Origin of the sequence: Nocardiopsis sediminis (assembly GCF_042650565.1) — a bacterium.
Classification (GTDB): Bacteria; Actinomycetota; Actinomycetes; order Streptosporangiales; family Streptosporangiaceae; genus Nocardiopsis_B; species Nocardiopsis_B sediminis.
Genome location: NZ_JBHSBH010000007.1, coordinates 71,456 through 90,432, shown reverse-complemented (window position 1 = coordinate 90,432; position 18,977 = coordinate 71,456). Strand labels below are relative to the sequence as shown.

20 protein-coding genes are annotated in these 18,977 nt (G+C 71.5%); 10 read left to right on the top strand and 10 right to left on the bottom strand.

From position 1 onward, the window contains the following. Nucleotides 1–37: 37 nt before the first annotated feature. Together ACFOVU_RS09390 and ACFOVU_RS09385 are read left to right on the top strand one after the other, a co-directional pair. Nucleotides 38–214, top strand: a complete 177-nt coding sequence (locus ACFOVU_RS09390; protein ID WP_378531908.1) for a hypothetical protein — start codon at nucleotides 38–40, stop codon at nucleotides 212–214. Between the two features lie 38 nt (nucleotides 215–252). Beyond that, on the top strand, nucleotides 253–456 hold the full coding sequence (locus ACFOVU_RS09385) for a hypothetical protein (protein WP_378531906.1): 204 nt from the start codon (nucleotides 253–255) through the stop codon (nucleotides 454–456). 171 nt (nucleotides 457–627) lie between these two features. On the opposite strand, the gene ACFOVU_RS09380 is transcribed toward ACFOVU_RS09385, so the two are convergent. The 4 genes from ACFOVU_RS09380 to ACFOVU_RS09365 all read right to left on the bottom strand — a co-directional run bounded on the left by ACFOVU_RS09380 (nucleotide 628) and on the right by ACFOVU_RS09365 (nucleotide 4,593). After that, nucleotides 628–1,578, bottom strand: a complete 951-nt coding sequence (locus ACFOVU_RS09380) for an alpha/beta fold hydrolase (RefSeq protein WP_378531904.1) — start codon at nucleotides 1,576–1,578, stop codon at nucleotides 628–630. A 101-nt stretch (nucleotides 1,579–1,679) separates the two neighbouring features. Then, nucleotides 1,680–2,411, bottom strand: a complete 732-nt coding sequence (locus ACFOVU_RS09375) for a CPBP family glutamic-type intramembrane protease (protein ID WP_378531902.1) — start codon at nucleotides 2,409–2,411, stop codon at nucleotides 1,680–1,682. 565 nt (nucleotides 2,412–2,976) lie between these two features. Continuing rightward, nucleotides 2,977–3,474, bottom strand: a complete 498-nt coding sequence (locus ACFOVU_RS09370; protein WP_378531900.1) for a MerR family transcriptional regulator — start codon at nucleotides 3,472–3,474, stop codon at nucleotides 2,977–2,979. 201 nt (nucleotides 3,475–3,675) lie between these two features. Further along, a complete protein-coding gene (locus ACFOVU_RS09365; protein WP_378531898.1) occupies nucleotides 3,676–4,593 on the bottom strand; it encodes an alpha/beta fold hydrolase in 918 nt (305 codons plus the stop codon). Between the two features lie 668 nt (nucleotides 4,594–5,261). On the opposite strand from ACFOVU_RS09365, the gene ACFOVU_RS09360 reads away from it, so the two are divergent. Continuing rightward, on the top strand, nucleotides 5,262–6,245 hold the full coding sequence (locus tag ACFOVU_RS09360; protein WP_378531896.1) for a helix-turn-helix domain-containing protein: 984 nt from the start codon (nucleotides 5,262–5,264) through the stop codon (nucleotides 6,243–6,245). Nucleotides 6,246–6,410: 165 nt separating this feature from the next. Here ACFOVU_RS09360 and ACFOVU_RS09355 read toward each other — a convergent pair whose 3' ends face one another. Both ACFOVU_RS09355 and ACFOVU_RS09350 read right to left on the bottom strand, forming a co-directional pair. Further along, on the bottom strand, nucleotides 6,411–7,925 hold the full coding sequence (locus tag ACFOVU_RS09355; protein ID WP_378531894.1) for an MFS transporter: 1,515 nt from the start codon (nucleotides 7,923–7,925) through the stop codon (nucleotides 6,411–6,413). A 61-nt stretch (nucleotides 7,926–7,986) separates the two neighbouring features. Next, nucleotides 7,987–9,102, bottom strand: a complete 1,116-nt coding sequence (locus tag ACFOVU_RS09350) for an FAD-dependent monooxygenase (protein ID WP_378531892.1) — start codon at nucleotides 9,100–9,102, stop codon at nucleotides 7,987–7,989. Between the two features lie 236 nt (nucleotides 9,103–9,338). On the opposite strand from ACFOVU_RS09350, the gene ACFOVU_RS09345 reads away from it, so the two are divergent. Further along, nucleotides 9,339–9,944, top strand: a complete 606-nt coding sequence (locus tag ACFOVU_RS09345) for a TetR/AcrR family transcriptional regulator (RefSeq protein ID WP_378531890.1) — start codon at nucleotides 9,339–9,341, stop codon at nucleotides 9,942–9,944. Nucleotides 9,945–10,074: 130 nt separating this feature from the next. On the opposite strand, the gene ACFOVU_RS09340 is transcribed toward ACFOVU_RS09345, so the two are convergent. Continuing rightward, nucleotides 10,075–10,515: a YybH family protein gene (locus ACFOVU_RS09340; RefSeq protein ID WP_378531888.1), complete on the bottom strand. Its 441-nt coding sequence runs from the start codon at nucleotides 10,513–10,515 to the stop codon at nucleotides 10,075–10,077. Between the two features lie 158 nt (nucleotides 10,516–10,673). Between ACFOVU_RS09340 and sigJ the strand changes: the two genes are divergently transcribed. From sigJ to ACFOVU_RS09320, 4 genes are all read left to right on the top strand, one after another. Beyond that, nucleotides 10,674–11,612 carry an RNA polymerase sigma factor SigJ gene (gene sigJ / locus ACFOVU_RS09335; RefSeq protein ID WP_378531886.1) on the top strand — a complete coding sequence of 313 codons (939 nt, stop codon included), beginning with the start codon at nucleotides 10,674–10,676 and terminating at the stop codon, nucleotides 11,610–11,612. Nucleotides 11,613–11,917: 305 nt separating this feature from the next. Then, entirely contained in the window at nucleotides 11,918–13,369 is a 1,452-nt protein-coding gene (gene rox, locus ACFOVU_RS09330; RefSeq protein WP_378531884.1) for a rifampin monooxygenase, read from the top strand. Between the two features lie 154 nt (nucleotides 13,370–13,523). After that, complete coding sequence (locus ACFOVU_RS09325; protein ID WP_378531882.1) at nucleotides 13,524–14,147, top strand: DsbA family oxidoreductase; 624 nt, start codon at nucleotides 13,524–13,526, stop codon at nucleotides 14,145–14,147. Further along, nucleotides 14,140–14,310: a hypothetical protein gene (locus tag ACFOVU_RS09320; protein WP_378531881.1), complete on the top strand. Its 171-nt coding sequence runs from the start codon at nucleotides 14,140–14,142 to the stop codon at nucleotides 14,308–14,310. The genes ACFOVU_RS09325 and ACFOVU_RS09320 overlap by 8 nt, the downstream gene beginning before the upstream one ends. A gap of 86 nt (nucleotides 14,311–14,396) precedes the next feature. Here ACFOVU_RS09320 and ACFOVU_RS09315 read toward each other — a convergent pair whose 3' ends face one another. After that, nucleotides 14,397–15,266, bottom strand: a complete 870-nt coding sequence (locus ACFOVU_RS09315) for an alpha/beta hydrolase (RefSeq protein ID WP_378531879.1) — start codon at nucleotides 15,264–15,266, stop codon at nucleotides 14,397–14,399. A 167-nt stretch (nucleotides 15,267–15,433) separates the two neighbouring features. Between ACFOVU_RS09315 and ACFOVU_RS09310 the strand changes: the two genes are divergently transcribed. After that, the gene (locus ACFOVU_RS09310; RefSeq protein WP_378531877.1) at nucleotides 15,434–16,012 is read left to right on the top strand and encodes a TetR/AcrR family transcriptional regulator; all 579 of its coding nucleotides are present in this window, start codon (nucleotides 15,434–15,436) and stop codon (nucleotides 16,010–16,012) included. Between the two features lie 74 nt (nucleotides 16,013–16,086). Here ACFOVU_RS09310 and ACFOVU_RS09305 read toward each other — a convergent pair whose 3' ends face one another. Beyond that, complete coding sequence (locus ACFOVU_RS09305; RefSeq protein WP_378531875.1) at nucleotides 16,087–16,659, bottom strand: TetR/AcrR family transcriptional regulator; 573 nt, start codon at nucleotides 16,657–16,659, stop codon at nucleotides 16,087–16,089. Between the two features lie 83 nt (nucleotides 16,660–16,742). Here ACFOVU_RS09305 and ACFOVU_RS09300 point away from each other — a divergent pair, with 83 nt between their 5' ends. Further along, a complete protein-coding gene (locus ACFOVU_RS09300; RefSeq protein ID WP_378531873.1) occupies nucleotides 16,743–17,696 on the top strand; it encodes an NADP-dependent oxidoreductase in 954 nt (317 codons plus the stop codon). Between the two features lie 202 nt (nucleotides 17,697–17,898). Here ACFOVU_RS09300 and ACFOVU_RS09295 read toward each other — a convergent pair whose 3' ends face one another. Further along, nucleotides 17,899–18,846 (bottom strand): helix-turn-helix domain-containing protein, encoded by a 948-nt coding sequence (locus ACFOVU_RS09295; protein ID WP_378531871.1) that lies wholly within the window; start codon nucleotides 18,844–18,846, stop codon nucleotides 17,899–17,901. Nucleotides 18,847–18,977 lie beyond the last annotated feature (131 nt).

Below are 18,977 nucleotides of genomic sequence, written 5' to 3'. Positions count from 1 at the left end.
CGGGCCGGCCCCGATGCCGCCGAGGCGTGTACGCGTGATGAGTAAGGAACCCGAGATGATCGAGGAATGGTCACGGCGCCTGGCCGCGCAGCGGGTCAAGCCCGGGAACGGGCGCCGGCTCAAGCCCTTCCGCTGGTGGCAGCCCACGTCCCGGGCGCTGTTCTATCTGCGGCTGGAGAACGACGACGCCTGGACCGCGAGCGCCCCGTGCTGAGCCGCTGCATCGGCTTGCTGTCGCTGGCCTTGCTCGTCGTGCCCGCTCTGCTCCTCATCCCGCAGCTGGCCGAAGTGGCGTTCGAGCCGCCCCCCGTGGCCGAGCGCTTCGGGACGTTCACCTCGCCCGTCCGGCTGCCGGCATGGCTCAACATCATGCTCGCGCTCGGTGCCACGGCGGCCAGTGCGGAGCGCGCGCTGCGCCTGCGGCACAGCCGGCTGGATTCGGTGGCGCAGGGATAGGGGGTGACGGCGACCCGGCGCGGCACGGGTGGGCGCCGCTGGGTCGCATGCCGCACCCGTGAGACGGTGCGCCCCCGGCAGTCGTCGCGACTGCCGGGGGCGCACGTTGCCGTATCGGCTACCGGCTACCGGCTACCGGCTACGGGGTAGGGGCTACCGGGTGCCGGCGCCTCAGCCGGTGGCCTGTGAGGCGACGAGCTCGACGGCCTCGAGGGCGGCCTCGGGCTGGTCGACGTGGATGTAGTGCCCGGCGTTCTCGGCGGTGCTCAGCTCGCTGTTGCCGGACACGTTCAGCCAGTCCTCCTGGCCCTTGGTCCAGTCCTCCTCCAGGCCCTGCCCGTATTCGGGGACCTCGGCGAGGTACTGCTGCCCGTGCTGGATGACCTGCACGGGGATGTCGCCGGCGGAGCGGACCTCGCCGTCGGTGAAGACGAGCTGTTCGGGGTTCTCCCCGCCGTAGATCGCGAGCGTCTGGGCGCGCAGCTCGCCCGCGGGGCCGGTGGCGTCCTCGGGGATCCGGCTCTCCAGGTCGGCGACGGCGGTCGGCGAGGTGGCGTCCAGCAGGACCAGGCCGGCGACCCTGTCCTGGTGGTCGGGGGCATAGCGGGCGGCGATCAGCCCGCCCATCGAATGCCCCGCCAGCACGACCGGGCCGTCCCCGGCGACGTGGTCGAGCACGGCGGTCAGCGTGGTCCCGATGTCGCCGTAGTCCTGGGGGCCGTCGGGCTGGTCGCTGCCGCCCGCGCCGAGCCGGTCGTAGGAGCAGACCCGGCCGTCGGCGCTCAGCGCCTCCTGGAAGTCGGCCATCGTGGTGAGGTCGTCGCCCCCGCCGTGCAGCAGGAGGATGGTCGGGCGGTCGCCGGCCAGGTCGCCGGAGCAGGAGACGTTCACCTCGTGGTCTCCTGCGGTGACGGTCCGGGTGCCGGTGACCAGTTCCTCCGCGGCGCCTCCGGCGGCTTCGCCCACGCCCTCCGCGGCCTCGCCCGCGGACTCCCCGATGTCCTCCGCGGCCTGACCCGCAGCCTCCCCGAATTCCTCCGCGGAACAGCCGGCGAGTCCCGCGCCGGCAACGGCGCAGGACAGCACAATCGCGGCGGATCTTCCGAATCTGTTGCGGGTCACGGCTTCCTCCATTGAGACGGTGTTCTGACAAAAAAAGGCGGTTCATACGGCGCGGGGTCGCGGCGCCGTATGAACGTTGAATGGCGGACCCGTGCGGCGGGTCAGCTGGGTCCGGAGTAGCCGGTGACCATCACCAGCAGCGGCAGCACCGCGTTGTTGACGGCGTGCACGGCGACCGCGGGCCAGATCGATCCGCTGCGGCGCATCAGCTCGGCGGCGATGATGCCCACCAGGATCGCCACGGGCAGGATGATGTTGATCCCGTGGGCGAGGGCGAAGATCACCGAGCCGCCGAGGACGCCGATGAGGGGCCCGTGGCGCAGCAGGGCGTTGGTGATCACGCCGCGGAAGAGGAACTCCTCGCCGATGGGGGTGAGCACGGCCAGGAACAGCAGGGTCAGGACCCCGGCCAGCGCGCCGCCGCCCGCCGCGTCGTAGTACATGCCCTGAGGGTCGGTGTCGCCGAAGTCGGTGAACATCGTGACGGCCGAGACCAGCACGTACTTGGCCACCAGGGCGACCAGCCCGCCTAGGACCCCCAGCGCCATCCAGCGCCAGGTGGTGCGGCGCACGCTGAACGCGCCCCAGGAGCGGATGCGGATGAGCGCGGCCGCGGCGAAGCCGATGAGGCCGACGACGCCCGACCAGGCGGCCACGAGCAGCCCGTAGACCACCGGGTCCTCGTCCAGGCCCAGGCCGAACGGCCCCAGGAACGGCAGGACGGCGGTGGCGGCGACCATGGCGATCAGGCCGAGAAGGCACTCGATGAAGCCCGGCCGTGCCGGGGAGCCGGTGCCGGTCGGGGCCGGCGGGTGGGGGTGAGCGGTCGACATGATGGGACTCCGTGTTGTTGCTGGTCTCGGGCGGTGCTGCGCGGCCGGGGCGCAGGTCTGCCGTGCACGCGGGCGGTCGGTGCCGCCCCTGCCGGTGATCGCCCTTCAGGCGTTCCGTGCCGGCGGATCGTGCGGGGGCATGTCCTTCATTCCAGCGGTATGCGCGCGCATCCGGCAGTGGAGCCGCGTCACCACTCCGCTATGACGTTTTCCGCCGTGAGGCAGTGACGTGGTGTCACTGGTGGCGCCCGGGGACGAGGGGGAGGGCCGATCGCTTGCGCGGGCCGGAGCGGCACCGGGAGCGCGCCTGTTCCCGCCCATGGCGAAAGCGGGCGGGAAGTGGCAGCGCGGGGGCGTCGCACCCATGGTGTCTCGCTCCTCTGGTCGGTGTCCGTGGCGCGGGAGGCGAGTACCAGAAGTACGGTATGCCGCTACGGCACACTCAAGCCGACGAAACCATGAGCCAGGTCACATCCTTCGTTGGACCCACCCTTATGCCGTCGTGGACGGAGCCGGTCGATCGCCGTTGAGCGGCCGCATGCGATCGGGCACGGCGGCCGCGAGGTCAGGCCGGATCGCCCGCAGCTTGTCGGCCCGGGCCCGCCGACCTGGAGAGCCCGGGTCCTGGGAGGGGGCGACGGTGGGCGAACGGCCGGGCTTTCGCGGTCCGGGACTGGCAACCGGCGGGGGGCGCTTCGGCGGGTGGTGCGGCGGGCGGTTGGGTCGGATCGGACCCGGACCCGGACCCGGTCAGGAGGAGGCCGACTTCGTGGCGGACCCGTTGGAGCCGTTCGATGGTGGCGGCGAGTTCGGTGTCGTGCGTACGCAGGTCTTCCGCCGTCGGGTAGCCGGTGTCCTCCATATCGGCGATCCGGGACAGAGAAAACCCGAGGTCGGTCAGGCGCTTGATGCGCAGCACCTTGACGAGGTGGACGACGCCGTACTTCTTGTATCCGTTCGCGCGCCTCTCGGGTTCGTCGAGCAGGCCGACATCGTGATAGTGGCGTACCGTCCGCAGGCTGATGCCGGCGAGATCGGCGATTTCACGGGTGCTCCACGACACGGGTGCTCCCTCCCTTCGGAAGTCGTATATATGGGGGCGCCCGAGCCTGAGTCGGGCCGGCCGTCACCGGCCGTCATCGGACGGCCGACCGGGGGCGATCCCCTGGTGGTGGGATGACGGCTGTGGCCGGTCGGTTCGCGGTGGCCGGGCCCGGAGCGGCGATGCGACGTGCCCCCCGTGCCCTGGCCACGCCCGGGTCTCTCAGCCGGCGGCCTGGTCGGTGACGCGCTGGATGGCCTCGACGGCGACCTCGGGCTGGTCGGTGTGGATGTAGTGGCCGGCCTCGTCGGCGGTGCTGAGCCGGCTGCCGCCGGAGACCTCGAGCCACTTCTCCTGGCCTTCGGTCCACACGCGTTCCAGCTCGTCACCGTATTCGGGGATCTCGCCGAGGTACTGGACGCCGTGCTGGATGACCTCGGTCGGGATGTCTCCGGCGGAGCGGACCTCCGCGTCGCTGTCGATCGTGATCTGCTCCGGGTTCTCCCCCTGGAACAGCGCGAGGTTCTGCGCGCGCACCTCGGCGCCGGCGCCGGTGGCCGACTCGGGGATGACGCCGGTGATGTCGTCCAGCATCGTCGGGGAGGTGGCGTCCATCAGGACCAGCCCGGCGACGCGGTCCTGGTGGTCGGGGGCGTAGCGGGCGGCGATCAGTCCGCCCAGCGAGTGGCCGGCCAGGACGACCGGACCGTCGGGGGCGATGTCGTCGAGGACGGCGGTCAGGGTCTCGCCTGCATCGGCGATGCTCTGGGGGCCCTGCGGCGCGTCGCTCTCGCCTTCGCCGAACCGGTCGTAGGAGCAGACCCGGTCCGTTTCGCTCAGGGTCCGCTGGAGGTCGGCCATGGTGTCGAGCCCGTCGCCCATCCCGGCCATCAGGACGATGACCGGCCGGTCATCGGCCGGGGTGCCGGAGCAGGAGAGGTTGAGCGAACCGCCGTCGACGTCGAGCGTCTTCGTTCCGGTGAACAGCTCCCCATTGGTCGCCACCTCCTCGGCGGCCGATTCCAGGTCGGTCTGGACCTCGTCTTGCACCTGGGATACCACCGAGCATCCGGCGAGCCCGGTGCCGGCCACGGAGCAGCACAGTGCCGTGACAGCGGCATGGCGGACGGTGGGGAGCATGAGGGCCTCCTGAAGGCGAATCGGGGGGTGCTGGCGACGGGCGCCGGACGGTGTCGCCCGTGCTCTGCGGGCGGGGCGCCGCGACTGGGGACGACGCTACGGATTCGGCGATCCGGGGTCGTCACCGCACAGTGGACACCTGTGTGTGGCTCGCACGGGGGACAAACCCGGACCCGCGGACGGCATGGTGCTCATCCGCCTGCACCCCGCTGCCGACGGCGACCTCCGCCCCGGTGCGCGGCCGCACGACCAGGGCGGGCCGGCTGCTCACCGCACCGTTCCAGAGCGTCACGGCGGCCGTACACGCCGGGTCGCCCGGGCGGTGCCCTCGGTCAGCCCGTAGCCTTTCCCCGAGGCGGCGGTCCAGATCGCCGACCGCATTCGCCGAACACATGATCGTCCTTCCCGATGTTCGTAGCGACGGCCGCCCTGCCGCGCCGGGTCGCCATCCGCACGGGCTCCGTGGGGGCAGGAGCAGAACCCGTCAATGGCGTCACGAGGCCGCGGCACAGATGCAGCCGCCCGACCGGGGGCACGCGCCCTGTCATCGCAGGCGCCGCCCGGCCGGCTGTGATCACGCTAGGAAACGCGACACCGTCTACGCTCGAACACCAGCGCCACGCAAATAGGACATCAACGCCACGGAAGGGGCAAGGCGAGGAATGACAGTGCCGGACGGATCCGGACGTAGCGACACGTCCGCCGCGGTCGCCATGTCCCTCCAGGCCGAGATGGAGCGCTTCGGCGCCCTCTGGCGCGACTGGGCAGAGCAGCTCGGCACACCGACTCCGGCGCCCGCCTTCACACCGGGCGGTACCGGCGACTTCCGGATCAGCGCCCGCGCCCTGACCGCGCATGACGCGGTGATCGCCGACGTCGACAGCGCCTCGCTCATCGGCACCCACGCCGACGAACCGCACAAGCAGACCGAACACGTGGTGATGCGCGTCGTTCGGCGCAACACGTGGCGATTCGCCCGACCGCGCCAGGGAGAGCACACCGTCCCCGCAGGCCACTTCATGCTCCAACTCACCGGCCCGCCGACGTTCGAGGACGCGCGCGATGCCAGGGCGACCGTGCTCATTCTGCCCGCCTCTCCTTTGTCCCACCTGATCGGGGACCGGCTCATCGCCGGGCCGGCATCCTCGGCCGAGATGCGGCTGCTCGTAGGCCAGCTGCACCTGGTCGCACAGACCGCCGGAGAACTCGCCCCGGCCGGTGCGCTGGCCGCCCGCAACGCCCTTCTCGAGCTGGTCAAGGGGGTGCTGCGGCAGCAGGGGGACGGCACCGAGCCCGACCTGGGCCCCGCGCTGGCCCAGGCGGCGAAGGACCTCGCCGACAGCCGGCTCGCCGATCCGGACCTTTCCCCGTCGATGCTGGCCCGCGAGCTCAACGTCTCCGTGCGCACACTGCACCGGGCCTTCGCGGCGGTCGGCGACAGCGTCGCCGGCTACATCCGCCGCCGCAGGCTCGAACAGGCCCGGCTCGAACTCCTCACCGCACCGGGCCGGCCGAGCATCGCGGAACTGGCCGCCCACTGGCAGTTCGCCGACAGCAGCCACTTCAGCCGCGCCTTCAAGAACCGGTACGGGCTCACCCCCACCGAGTACGCGCGCATGGCGGGCGCGGCCGGTGATCCGGACCCGGCCTGATCCGGGAGCGAGGACGGCCGTCCCGCACGGGTTCGCGGAGAATCGAACGGAACGAGCACCACGGCGCCGAGCACGAGCGGACCGACTGGACACCGGTCACCATCGCGCGGATTCGGTGATCGCCTCCGGCCCTATCGGTGATCCCGGCGGTCGCCGGTGACGTGCCTACCCGTCGGCCGCCGGCGCCTCCGGTCGTTGCGGTGCGCCGGGCACGGCCGGCGCCTCGGGCGCCGTCGGCGCGGCGGGCCGCCTGCGCATCAGCCTGACCGCGGGCACGATGGCGAGTGCGAAGACCACCCCGGCCATCAGGATGTAGAGGTACACGCCGGTCGCCGAGCTCACCTGGGCGCCGTCGACCACGGGCCCATCGGGGATTCGGGTCGCCTTGAGGATCTCGCCTCCGGCGAAGCTGAAAAGGACCGACCCGAGGGCGAACATGACCGACACCAGCCCCGAGACCGTGCCCTGCCGCTCGGGCGGGGCCAGGTCGGTCGCCAGGTTGTAGCCGGATGTCGAGATCGCGCCGGCGGCCATGCCGACCGTGGCCCCGCAGACGAGTGCCAGCGGGAACATCGACGCACCCGCCAGCATCAGGAAGGTCGCCGCCGTCCCGACGACGATGGCGGCGAGGAAGGGCTTCACGGTCCCGAACCGCCCCGCGGCCCATCCGGCGACGGTGCCGCCGACGAAGATGCCCAGCTGGGCCATTGACAGGAGTACCGCCGTCCCTTCTCCGTCGCCCAGCCCGTAGCCGAGTCCCCAGTCGGCGGGTACCCCGCTGATGGTCGAGGTCAGCAGCAGCATGCCCCGGAAGGAGCCCGCAGCCAGCACCAGGGCGAGCAGCGTCAGCAGGATCGGCCGGCTGAGTGCCCGGATGTCCACGATGGGGTCGGCGACCCGCAGAGCGAGGACCGCCCAGCCGGCCAGCGAGGCCGCCCCGGCCACCAGCAGCACGAGCATGCCCCCGGACAGCCACCCGGAGTCCGCTCCGAGGCTGATGTAGGCGAGCACGGCGCCCATCCCGCCGCCGAGCAGCAGAGCCCCGCCCCAGTCGATCCGGCCGGTGCTGCGGACCGGTGTTTCGGGGATGGCGACGCGCACGCTGATCGCGGCCACCACGGCGAGCAGGCCCGCCGCGACGAACACGCTCCGGTAGCCGAAGGCGTCGACGATGGGCTGCATCACCAGCGGCTCCATGATCCCGGCGATCGACGCGCCCGCCGTCACGAGCCCGATCACGGGCATGGCCACCCGCGGGGCGCAGAGATGGCGGACGAGGGCCACCGTGATGAAGATCGAGCCCAGGGCCGTGCCCTGGAGGAAGCGCCCGATCAGGAAGATCCAGAGGCTGGGTGCGGCGAAGCAGACCAGCGCGCCTGCGCATGCGGTCAGCAGCGTGATGACGAGGACCCGGCGCTGACCGAAGAGGTCGGAGGTCTTGGCGAGCAGCGGCGACCAGATGGCCCCGAACAGCAGCCCGCTCTGGCTCAGCCAGGCGATCTGGTCGGTGTCGAAGTGCGCGAGCAGTTGGTTGATGACCAGCATGGGGGAGCCCATGGCCGTGTCGGCGAGGACGTTGGCGAGGATGAGCACGGACGCCCAGAGGATGAGCCGCTTGCTCCAGCGGTGCTCCTGGTGCTCCCGGGCGGTGGGATCAGGCTCTTCCAGCGTGTTCTGCACGAGGTTTTCTCTCCAGCACGTCGGGGGACGATGCCTTGCCTTGGGTCTCGTTGCGCCGGGTTCAGAGCGCGTCGGTTCCCGCTGCTCGCAGGGCCTCGTTGCGGGCGGCGATGGCGGCCCAGCTGGTCGGCAGGATGCGGTCGCGGCCGCCGTCGACGCTGTTCTGGGCGAAGGCCACGTAGGGGCGCTGCCGGGCTTCGTAGCGTTCGAACGCGGCGGTGTGGTCGCCGCCGGAGTGGTCGAGTTCTTCGGCGAGGATGCGGGCGCCGGTGAGCGCGAGTGAGGTGCCCCGGCCCGAGAGGAAGGCCGCGCAGTACCCGGCGTCGCCGACGAGGGCGACCCGGCCGCGGTGCCAGGAGGGCAGGTGGATCTGGCCCGCGGAGTCGAAGAAGAAGTCGGGGTCGTCGCAGGCCGCATCGAGCAGTTCCGGGATGCGCCACGACCGGTGACCGGCGAAGGCGTCGATGAGGATCTTCCTCTGGGCGTCCAGGTCGTGGCGGTCGTAGTCGAGGGGTTCGGAGCGGAACTGGAAGACCGCGACGGCCGCGTCCTTGTAGCGGAAGGTGCCCGCCATCCGGCCGGGGACGTTGTAGATCGCGTTGGCGCCCCCGGGGTGCGCCTCGGCGGGCAGGGCGGCGAGGCCGATGTAGACGCCGAGGTGGCGGAGGTGGTCCTCCTCGGGCCCGAACACCAGGCGGCGTACCGCGGAGTGCTGGCCGTCGGCGCCGAGGACGAGGTCGTAGCGCCCGGTGCGGCCGGAGGCGAAGCGCACGTCGACACCGTCACCGTCGTCGGTCAGTGCCTCGATCGCGTCGCCGAAGCGGATCTTCGCTGTACCGGGGAGCGCGTCGGCGAGGATGTGCACGAGGTCCTCGCGGAGGATCTCGATGTCGTCGTCGGAGTCGCTGATCTGGGCCACGGGGATGCGGGCCACCGGCTGCCCGGCGCTGTCGACGAACCAGGTGGATTCGGTCATGCGGAGTCGTCGCTCGTGGATCTTGGTGAGGAGTCCCATCTTCTCCGCGGTCTCGATGGCGTCGCCGCGGATGTCGATGGGGGTGCCGGTGGTCCTGAGGTGGCGGGCGTATTCGACGAGGGTGACGTCGTGTCCGCGGGTGCCGAGTTCGTGTGCGGCGGCGAGGCCGGCGATACCGGCTCCGGAGATCAGGATGTTCACAGTGGTGCTCCAAGCGTGGCCAGGCGGAATGTACCGGTCGGGCCGGTGGCGGCCCGCCGGTGGGCGAGAGGGGAGGTGCAGAGCAGTGCGGTCGGCGGATGGGCCGCAGCCGCGGCACCGAATACTAAAGCAACAATATGTTGCTTTAATGGAGGCTACTTGCGGTCGGCTTGCACCGCAACGCCGCACCTGGCCAGAATCGGCAGCGGAGCAGAGAACAGGGGGTGAACGCGGCGATGGCCGACGAGACCGCCGACCGGCCGCCCGCACGGCGCCCCGGCGGCCGCAGCGCGCGGGTGCGCGAGCAGATCCTCGCCGCGACCGCCGAGCTGGTGGCGCGCGACGGCATCGCGGGCTTCCGCTACGAGGAGGTCGCCGAGTTCGCCGGCGTGCACAAGACCAGCGTCTACCGCAACTGGCCCGACCGCGAGGAGCTGGTGGTCGAAGCCCTGCTGCGCTACGCCGAGGACCTCGCCTCGATCGCCGACACCGGCGACATCCACCGCGACCTGGTGGACTTCCTGCTGGCCCTCGCCCGCGGCCTGGAGACGCCGTTCGGCCGGGCGCTCGAACAGGCCGTCCAGCCCGCCCGCCAGCGCTCCACCGTCCAGGCGGTGACCCGGATCCTCGACCAGCGCGTGGCCGCCCTGCGGCGGCGGGTGGACACCGCCGTCGAGCGGGGCGAACTCCCGCCGGTCGACGGCTCCTTCCTGGGCGAGATGATCTCCGGCCCGGCCCACCTCATCGTCAACCGCGGCATGCGCTCGTTCACCCGCACCGACGCCGAGCGCATCGTCGCCGTGGTCCTCGCCGGCATCCGGGCCACGGCCCCGCACGCCTGAGCGATCTCACCGGCGCACCGTCCCGGCCGGAGGCCGGAGCGCCTCACGGCGCGTCCCGGGACGCGCCGCGAAGCCGGACCCGGGCCGGCGCCGGCCGGCCCGGCCGGTGTCCATCTGCGTGAGGCGTCCCTCACGGCTCCAGATCGGTCACCCCTCTGCCGGTGGCGATGTCGAAGGGCACCGACGCCTGGTCGTGGGTGATCGACCAGGCGCCGTCGATCTTGCGGAAGCCGAAGGTGGCCCGCACCCACATGCCGCTCGTGGCCGTCCCGTTCTTCAGCGTGCCGCTGAGCCGGCCGAAGCAGTGCCCGAACGCCACGGTCTCATCCACCGTGAGCGCCAGGTCGCGCACCTCGTAGGCCACGTCCTCGAAGAACGTGAACACGTTCCGCCAGTTCTTCAGCTTCGCCTCCACCCCGACATGCTGGAGCGGCGGTTCGACGTCGAAGGACACGACGTCCGTTGCATACAGGCGCTTCAGGCCCTCCAGGTCCTTGGCGCGGATCCCCTCGACGATCCCGTCGATGTGCCGCCGGATCGCGGCTTCGTCCACCTCGTGCTGTGTCGGCATCGCTGCCCGCCCCCTTATCTTCGGTGTGGAATCCCGGCCGGTCACCTATACGACGACACCACCCGCCGAAACGTCAGGGACGCGCCGGCCTGACAATCACGGGGGCTGTCTCGTCGGAGGAACGAGGGGCGGATCCGACACAGGGGGCGACCGGAACCATGACCGACCACGCAGAGCCGGCACACGAGGGGACCGACGCAGGCCTGAGCGCGGTCATCAGCGAACGGCGGCAGCTGATCAACCTCGCCTACCGGCTGCTGGGCTCCCTGGCCGAGGCCGAGGACGCCGTCCAGGAGACCTATGCCCGCTGGTACGCCATGTCCCGCGAGCAGCAGGCGGCCATCGCGTCCCCCGGTGCCTGGCTGACGCGGGTCGCCGGCCGCATCTGCCTGGACATGCTCGGTTCGGCGCGGGCCCGGCGCGAGCGCTACGTGGGGGAGTGGATCCCTGAGCCGCTGCCCGACCGCACCGAGTGGATCAGCGGGCGGCCGGGCGTGGCCACATCCGACCCGGCCGACCGGGTCACCCTGGACGAATCGGTCAGCATGGCCTTCCTGGTCGTGCTCGAGGCCATGACCCCGGCCGAGCGCGTCTCCTTCGTCCTGCACGACGTCTTCGGCTACCCCTTCGCCGAGGTGGCCCGGATCGTCGGCCGCACCCCGGCGGCCTGCCGCCAGCTGGCCTCATCGGGCCGCGGCCGCATCCGCGCCGCGCAGGCTTCGACGGCGGTTCCGGCGGCCCGGCAGGCCCGCATTGTCAGGAACGTCAAACAGGCCCTGGACGCCGGCGACATCGACGCCCTCATCGGCCTCCTCGACCCCGGCGCCACGGCGATCGGCGACGGCGGCGGCCGGGCCACCACCGTGCTCCACCCGATCGAGGGCGCCGACGAGATCGCGCGCTTCCTGCTGCGCATCCAGCCCGTCCTGCGCCAGCAGACGCTCCTGGAGCGCACGGTCAACGGCCGGCCCGGCCTGGTCGCCCAGCAGGACGGCGTCACGGTGTCGGTGATCGCCTTCGAGATCGCCGACGACCGGATCACCCACATCTGGTCCGTGCGCAACCCCGACAAGCTCCGGCGGTGGACGACCGGCTGATACCCACCTTGCGCCCCGGCGGCCATGAGACGGGGCCATCGGTGAGCGGACAACACGCTGCTTTGCCCGGTCGAAAAGCTGTGGGGCCGCGCGAGGAGGTCGTCCGTCCGGGGGACGCAGATCGAGGGAAGGAAAAACACTCCCCTCCACTCTCAACGTATAGCGCACCCGGGGGCTTGCGGCAAGACCCGGGGCATGCCGCAGAATCGTCGATCGCGGTCGGAATCCGCAGGACACGCGCGTCACGAAAAGCGCTGCGCGCGGTGCGGATGACCGGAATGCGGTTCAGTTGAACGGGGGGCTTCATGATCGATGTCATTGTGGTGGGCGGCGGGCCGACCGGCCTGATGCTGGCCGCCGAGCTGCGGCTGCACGGCGTGCACGTGGTCGTGCTGGAGAGGCTGACCGCGCCGACGGGGGAGTCGCGCGGGCAAGGGCTGCACGTGCGCAGCGTCGAGCTGATGGACCAGCGCGGCCTGCTGGACCGGTTCCTCGCCGTCAGTGACAAGTTCCGGGTCGGCGGCCCCTTCGCGGGCGTCAGCAAGCCGTTCCCGGAACGGTTGGACACGGCCCACCCCTACGGCCTCGCCGTCGCGCAGCCGGTCACCGAGCGGCTGCTCAACGAGTGGGCCCTCGAACTCGGCGCCGAGATCCGGCGCGGCGGCGACGTGGTGGGGGTGGGCCAGGACGAGGACGGGGTGAGCGTCGAGCTGGCGGACGGCACGCGCCTGCGCTCGCGCTACCTCGTCGGCTGCGACGGCGGCCGCAGCACCGTGCGCAACCGGCTCGGCATCGCCTTCCCCGGCGAGCCCTCCACGGTCGAGACGCTGCTGGGGGAGATGGAGCTGACCGAGGACCCCGACAAGGTCGCCGCCGTCGTCGCCGACGTCCGCCGCACCCAGCTGCGGTTCGGCGCCGTACCGATGGGGGAGGGGGTGTACCGCGTCGGCGTGCCCGCCGAGGGGGTGGCCGAGGATCGGACGGCCGCGCCGACCATCGAGGAATTCCGGCAGCAGCTGCGGGCCACCGCGGGCACCGACTTCGGCGCACACTCACCGCGCTGGCTCTCCCGCTTCGGCGATGCCACCCGCCAAGCCGAGCGCTACCGCGCCGGCCGGGTGTTCCTGGCCGGCGACGCGGCGCACATCCACCCGCCGACCGGCGGGCAGGGGCTCAACCTCGGTGTCCAGGACGCGTTCAACCTCGGCTGGAAGCTGGCCGCCGCGGTCGGCGGCTGGGCACCGGAGGGGCTGCTGGACACCTACCACACCGAACGCCACCCGGTGGGCGCCCGCGTACTCGACAACACCCGCGCGCAGATGACGCTGCTGGGGACCGGTCCGGGCGCGACCGCGCTGCGCGGGCTGTTCGCGGAGTTGATGGACTTCGAGGAGGTGAACCGGTACGTGACCGGGCTCGTCACCGCGGTCGCGGTCCGCTACGACTTCGGCGAAGGCCACGACCTGCTCGGCAGGCGGCTGCGCGACATCGGCTTGCAGCAGGGCCGCCTCTACGCGCTGCTGCACGGCGGCCGCGGACTCCTCCTCGACCAGACCGGCCGCCTTTCGGCGGCGGGCTGGGCGGACCGGGTCGACCACGTCGTCGACACCAGCGAGGAGCTGGACGTGCCGGCCGTGCTGCTGCGCCCGGACGGCCATGTGGCGTGGGCCGGGGAGGACCAGCGCGATCTGCTCGACAGCCTGGAGAAGTGGTTCGGCGCCGCCGCGCAGGAGGATTCGGGGGTCTCAACGAGCTGAATCGCTGCCGGTGACCGATGCCGGGCGATGAAAGTTGACCCTACACTCAAGTTCGGTGCTAGAGTCTCATCTTGAGTGACGGATCAAGTTATGGGAAGGGCGGCCCGGTATGGAACCGTCGGCGGTTGCGACCTCTGCCCGGCTGAGGATCGATGTGTGGGCGGACGTGGTCTGCCCCTGGTGCTACCTCGGGGAGGAGCGCCTCGACAAGGCGATCGCCGCGTCCGCGCACGCCGGTGATATCGAGCTGCGGATCCACACCTTCCAGCTCGACCCCACCGCGCCCACCACCACCGCCCCCACCCTGGACTACCTCGCGAACAAGTTCGGGGTGTCGCCCGCCCAGGCGCGCGCGATGGAGGAGGGCGTCGCCGCGAAGGCGGCCGCCGAAGGCCTGCCCTACACATCCGACCGGCCCGCGAGCAACACCATGGACATGCTGCGCCTGGTCCACCTCGGCGCCGAGCACGGCGTCGCCTGGCAGTACCTGCGCGCGATGCAGGCCGAAGTGTTCGGCGGCAACGCCGACGCCTTCGAGCACGCCACGCTGATCCGGCTCGGGGAGGAACTCGGCATCCCCGGAGACGAGATCCGCGATGTCCTGGCCACCGACCGCTACGCCGACGCCGTCCGGGCCGACCACGACGACGCCCTGCGGCTGGGGGCCCGGGGCGTGCCCTTCACCGTTCTCGGCGAGCGCTTGGGCATCCCGGGCGCGGTGAGCACCGACCAGTACGCCGACGCCATCGACCAGGCATGGGAGCAGGTCCATGGCTGAGACCGTCCCCGAGCCCCCGCGGCCGTTGCTGCTCGTCCACGGCGAGGCGGACGGCTACTGCGACCCGGCGACCGGGCTGTGCGCGGTCCCGGGGACGACGGACCCCGAGCCCATCGCCGACGCCGATGCCGCCGACGCGGACGGCGGAGCGCCGGGCGACTGAGAGTCGGCCGGGACCATCTGCGGAGCGGCCTACGTCACCCTGCACACGGCCGGCCCCGCCACGGGCGACGTCACGGTCGCGGCCGGCTAGCGCCTGTGGCAGGTCTTCAAGTAGCTGAGGAATGATGGTTGCAGCCCGGAGACGTGCGTCTCCTGCAACAACGCGTGCGAAACCTGCTCCGACCGCCCCTGGGTGCGCAGCTGTTCCACCGTCGCAAGGACGTTACGGGCCATTCCGCGATAGAACGGAATGTCTCCTAGGAGTTCGGCTTCGTTCAGCGTGATGTGCAGCCGTGGAGCGGCTGCGTCCTCGCCGGGTTCCGGCAGGGCTTCGACGAGGGTGAAGATCTGGCTGTCCGTGCTGGCCACACCGGGGCTGCCCGCCCCGATGCTCGCGAAGAGTCCCGTCTCGCGCAGCCATGCGTAGAGGGCGAAAAGACCTCCATAGGAGTAGCCGAAGAGGCCGTGCCCGGAGCCGCTGACACGCAGCTTCGACCGCAGGTGAGGGTGGAGTTCGCCGGTTATGAAGTCGAGGAAGACGTCGGCGTGGCTTTTCTCCAGCTCCGCGAGGTAGGCGTCGACCTGCTCCTGGGTCATCGAACCCGCATCGCGAGCCGCTGCGAGGGTGGCCCGCATGTCGTCACCGATGGGTTCCCCCGGCGGCACGAGGTCGCGGTTGCGAATCTGTGCCCAGGCCGCAGCCTCCTCACCGGTGTACCCGATGCTGACCTGGATGTAGGGGGCGACCGTCAGGTACGGGTCCGCCTGGATGACGATGAGGGGCGCGGTGAGGCCGACCGTCCAGTTGCCGTCCAACACGTAGATCACCGGTAGGGGATCCGTGGAGTCCGCATAACCGGGGGGCGTGGTCACCCAGACGCCGTAGCGGTGCCCTGACCGGGCGGTCACCTCCAGGTACTCCGTGTCCGGCAAGCAGCCGTGCAATATCTCGCTCATCGAGTTTCTCCCTAGGTCCGCCGCGCGAGAGATGTCCAGCGCTGTCGCCATGCGTTGACGGACTCCGGCGATGCGGTCCCGCGTTGCGGACCCACCGTCCTCAACAGTGGTGAATTGACTGTGCGGTAACGTACTCAACAGTGGTGAAACCGTCAAACGGAGGCAACGTGAGATCGCCGGTGGGGGCAGGGAAGAAACGTCTCCTGGAGGCGCTGTTCGATGAGTTCGGCGAGAACGGCCCCAGCCCGAACCTGTCGATGCGCCAAGTAGCAGAGCGGCTCGGTGTGCACCACACGTTGCTGACCTATCACTTCGGGTCGCGGCCGGGTCTGCTGCGTGCTGTGCTGTCAGAGGCGCGCCGCCGCGATAACCTCGTCATCGCCGCGACCGGCAACGAACTCGGGTTCGTGGCCCTGTGCAGAGCCATCTGGGACTTTTACTCGGACCCTGCGCACGAAGATCGCATCCGTGCCTTCTTCCACCTGGTCGGGCTCGCGGTCTATGAACGCGACGGATTCCAGGAGCTCGTCGTCGACATCGATGGCCTGGCGCACCTTCTCGAAGCGGCCGCTCTTCGCGACGGCGCTACGGCAACCGACGCCAGGCGGCAGAGCATCATCGCGACCGCAAGTCTGCGAGGACTCTTACTGCAAAGGTTGCTGACCCCGACCGCCGAGGTCGACGCCGCGGCCGAGCGCTTCATCACCTCGTTGGCGGCATTCGAGGGTGAAAGTCACGCGTTGTAAACCACCGTGACCCAGCGGTCGACCGCGGATCTCGAACACACCACCACCCGGGCGGGCCGTTTCAGCCCGCGGACTCAGCGGACCGTGGGAGCCAACGGTGCGACCACCTCACACAGCTCGGCGGCGGCCTGGGCGACGAGTTCGGAGAGGGTCGCGTCCGGGTCGGCCAGCCAGCGGGACGTGGCCCGCCGGGAGATCGCTACCGCCACGTCGATGATGAGGCGCGCCTCGCCCCGCTCGACACCGCGCCGCTCGAGCGCTCGCCCCATCGCGCGGGCGATGTCGGCGAGCTTGATCAGGTCGCGCTCGGCCAGCGCCGGGCTGGCGGCGATCACCCTGGTGCGCCGCCGCAGGAACTCGCGTGAGCTGAAGATCTCATCGGCGGTCCCCAGCGCGGTGAGCAGCGCCTCGATGGGCGTGACGCCCGGGTCGACCGCCTCGACCTGGGCGACGAGGTGGGTCTCGAGCTCGTTGCCGGCGAAGAGGACTTCCCGCTTGTCGGGGAAGTAGCGGTAGAAGGAGCGCTCGGTCAGGCCGGCGGCACGCGCGATCTGCGCGACCGTGGTGCGCTCGAACCCCTGCGTCTCGAACAGCTCGAGTGCCGCCTGCTCGAGCCGGCCCTGTGCGTTGGATTCCCATCGTGGCATGCCCACCACGATACGACAACAGATGCTGTCATCACCGTGCTACGGTCGATGACAACAGATGCTGTCATCAACAGGAGATCGTCATGAAGGCTCTTCAGTTCGACCGATTCGGGTCCCCGGACGTGGTCGTGCTCCGCGAGGTCCCGAAACCGGAGCCGAGACCCGGCCAGATCCGGATCGCCGTGCGGGCGTGCGGCCTGAACCCGGGCGACTGGTCGGTGATCGACGGCCTCCTCGCCGACCGGTTGCCACCGCTGCCGCGCGGGCTCGGCCTCGAGGTCGCGGGCACGGTCGACGCGCTCGGTGCGGGCGTCACCGGCGTCGCCCCCGGCGACCGCGTATTCGGCCCGGCGACCTTCGACGGCCCCACGGCCGGTGCCGCCGAGTACGCGCTGATGCAGGCCTGGGCACCCATCCCCGAGGGCGTCACCGCCGAGCAGGCCGCCGCGCTGCCGATGGCGGCCGAGACGGCGTGGCACGCACTCGACGACCTCGGCATCCAGCCGCGCGAGCTGCTGCTCGTCCACGGCGCAGGCTCCACCGTGGGTGAGGCGGCGGTGCGCTTGGCGCTGCACCGGGGTATCCGGGTGATCGCCACCGCCGGGCCCGCACGGGCCGCCGCGCTGGAAGAGATCGGCGCCCAGGTGACCGCCTACGGCGACGGCATGGCCGAACGCGTCGCCGCGCTGGCCGGTGGTCGCGTCGACCGCGTGCTGGACGCCGCCCCGAGCGGCGGCCGGGTCGACCGCCCCGGCCGGGCCAGCCCGGCGGGAGGCTCGCTGCCGACCCTCGTCGAGCTGAGCGGGGACCCCGACCGTGTCGTCACCGTCTCGGACTTCGCCGCCGCGGCCGGACTGGGCGTGCGGATCACCCGGATCGAGATGAGCTACGACCGGCTGGACGAGTTCGCCAGGCTGGCCGGCGAAGGCGTACTGGCCGTGTCGATCGGCCGCACCTACCCGCTCGGCCAGATCCACGAGGCGGCCAAGCTCAGTCAGTCCCGCCGACCCGGCGGGAAGCTCGTGCTCGTCCCGTGACCATCTCGCTGGTCCGCACCGTCTCACCTGGCGGCGCAGACCGGCCCGGCCGCACCTCTGCGTTCCGAGAACGGGAAGCGACGCGAGCCCGTGGAACACCTCACGGCACGTGCGGACATTGGTGCCGGGCCGGGGCACTGCGCGTGTGCACGAGGCGCTTCCAGCCCGCCGCGCCCCGGGCCCGGAGCCCGGCCGGGCGCGCCTACTGGGACGGGTCGCCCACCTCGGCGTCGCCGTCCCGGCGCTCCCCGCGGACAGCGGGCGGGTCCTCCTGCCCAGCAGGGGGCGCCGCCCAGCTGGCCAGGAGCTTGAGGCGGTCCTCGTCGGGGGTGCCCGGCTCGGCGGTGTAGATCGTCAGGGAGTGCGCCTCGTTGGTGGCGATCGGCAGGTCCAGCGGCTGGTAGATCAGCTCCAGGCGCCCGGCGTCGGGATGGTGGAAGAGCTTGACACCGGCGTGATGGATGCGCACGTCGTGGACGGCCCACCGGGTGCGGAACTCGGTGCTCACGGTGGACAGCTCGCCGATGAGCTCGCGCAGCGCCTTGTCGCTGGGGCAGCGGCCCGCCTCGGCGCGCAGCAGGGCCGCGGTGATGTCCGCGGCAGCCTCCCAGTCCTCGACGAAGCGGCGCGCGCCGGGGTCGAGGAAGTAGTACCGGGCGAAGTTGGGACGATCGTGCCCCTCGGCGGTCGGGCTGTCGATCACGGGCGCGAACAGGGCGCGGGCCAGGGCGTTGGTGGCCACGATGTCCAGGCGGCCGTTGGTGACGAACGCCGCGGACAGCGTCATGGAGTCCAGCAGCCACTGCACGCGGGGCGGGACGTCGACGGCCTTGCGGCGGCGCGGCGAGCGCCCGGGCGGCTGCGCGGCCCGGGCCAGGTCGAACAGGTAGGTGCGCTCGTCCTCGTCCAGGCGCAGCGCGCGGGCGACCGCGTCCAGGACGTCGTCGGACACCCCGCTGACGTGGCCTTTCTCCAGGCGCGTGTACCACTCGGGGCTCACCCCCGCCAGGAGCGCGACCTCCTCACGGCGCAGACCGGGCACCCGGCGCCGGCCGCCGGTGGGCAGCCCGGCCTGCTCCGGGGAGATCCGGGCGCGCCGGGTGGCGAGGAAGTCCCGAATCTCGGAGCGGTTGTCGGGTAGCGGGTCCATGCCATCCACCATAGGCACGAATCGCCGGGAAGGGAGGTTGAGCCTGTACCCCCGATAACCGCGGCCTTCCTGGTCAGCGCGCCATCCGGTTACCTGGACTGCGTACGGCGGCCGCGACTTCCGCCCCGCCC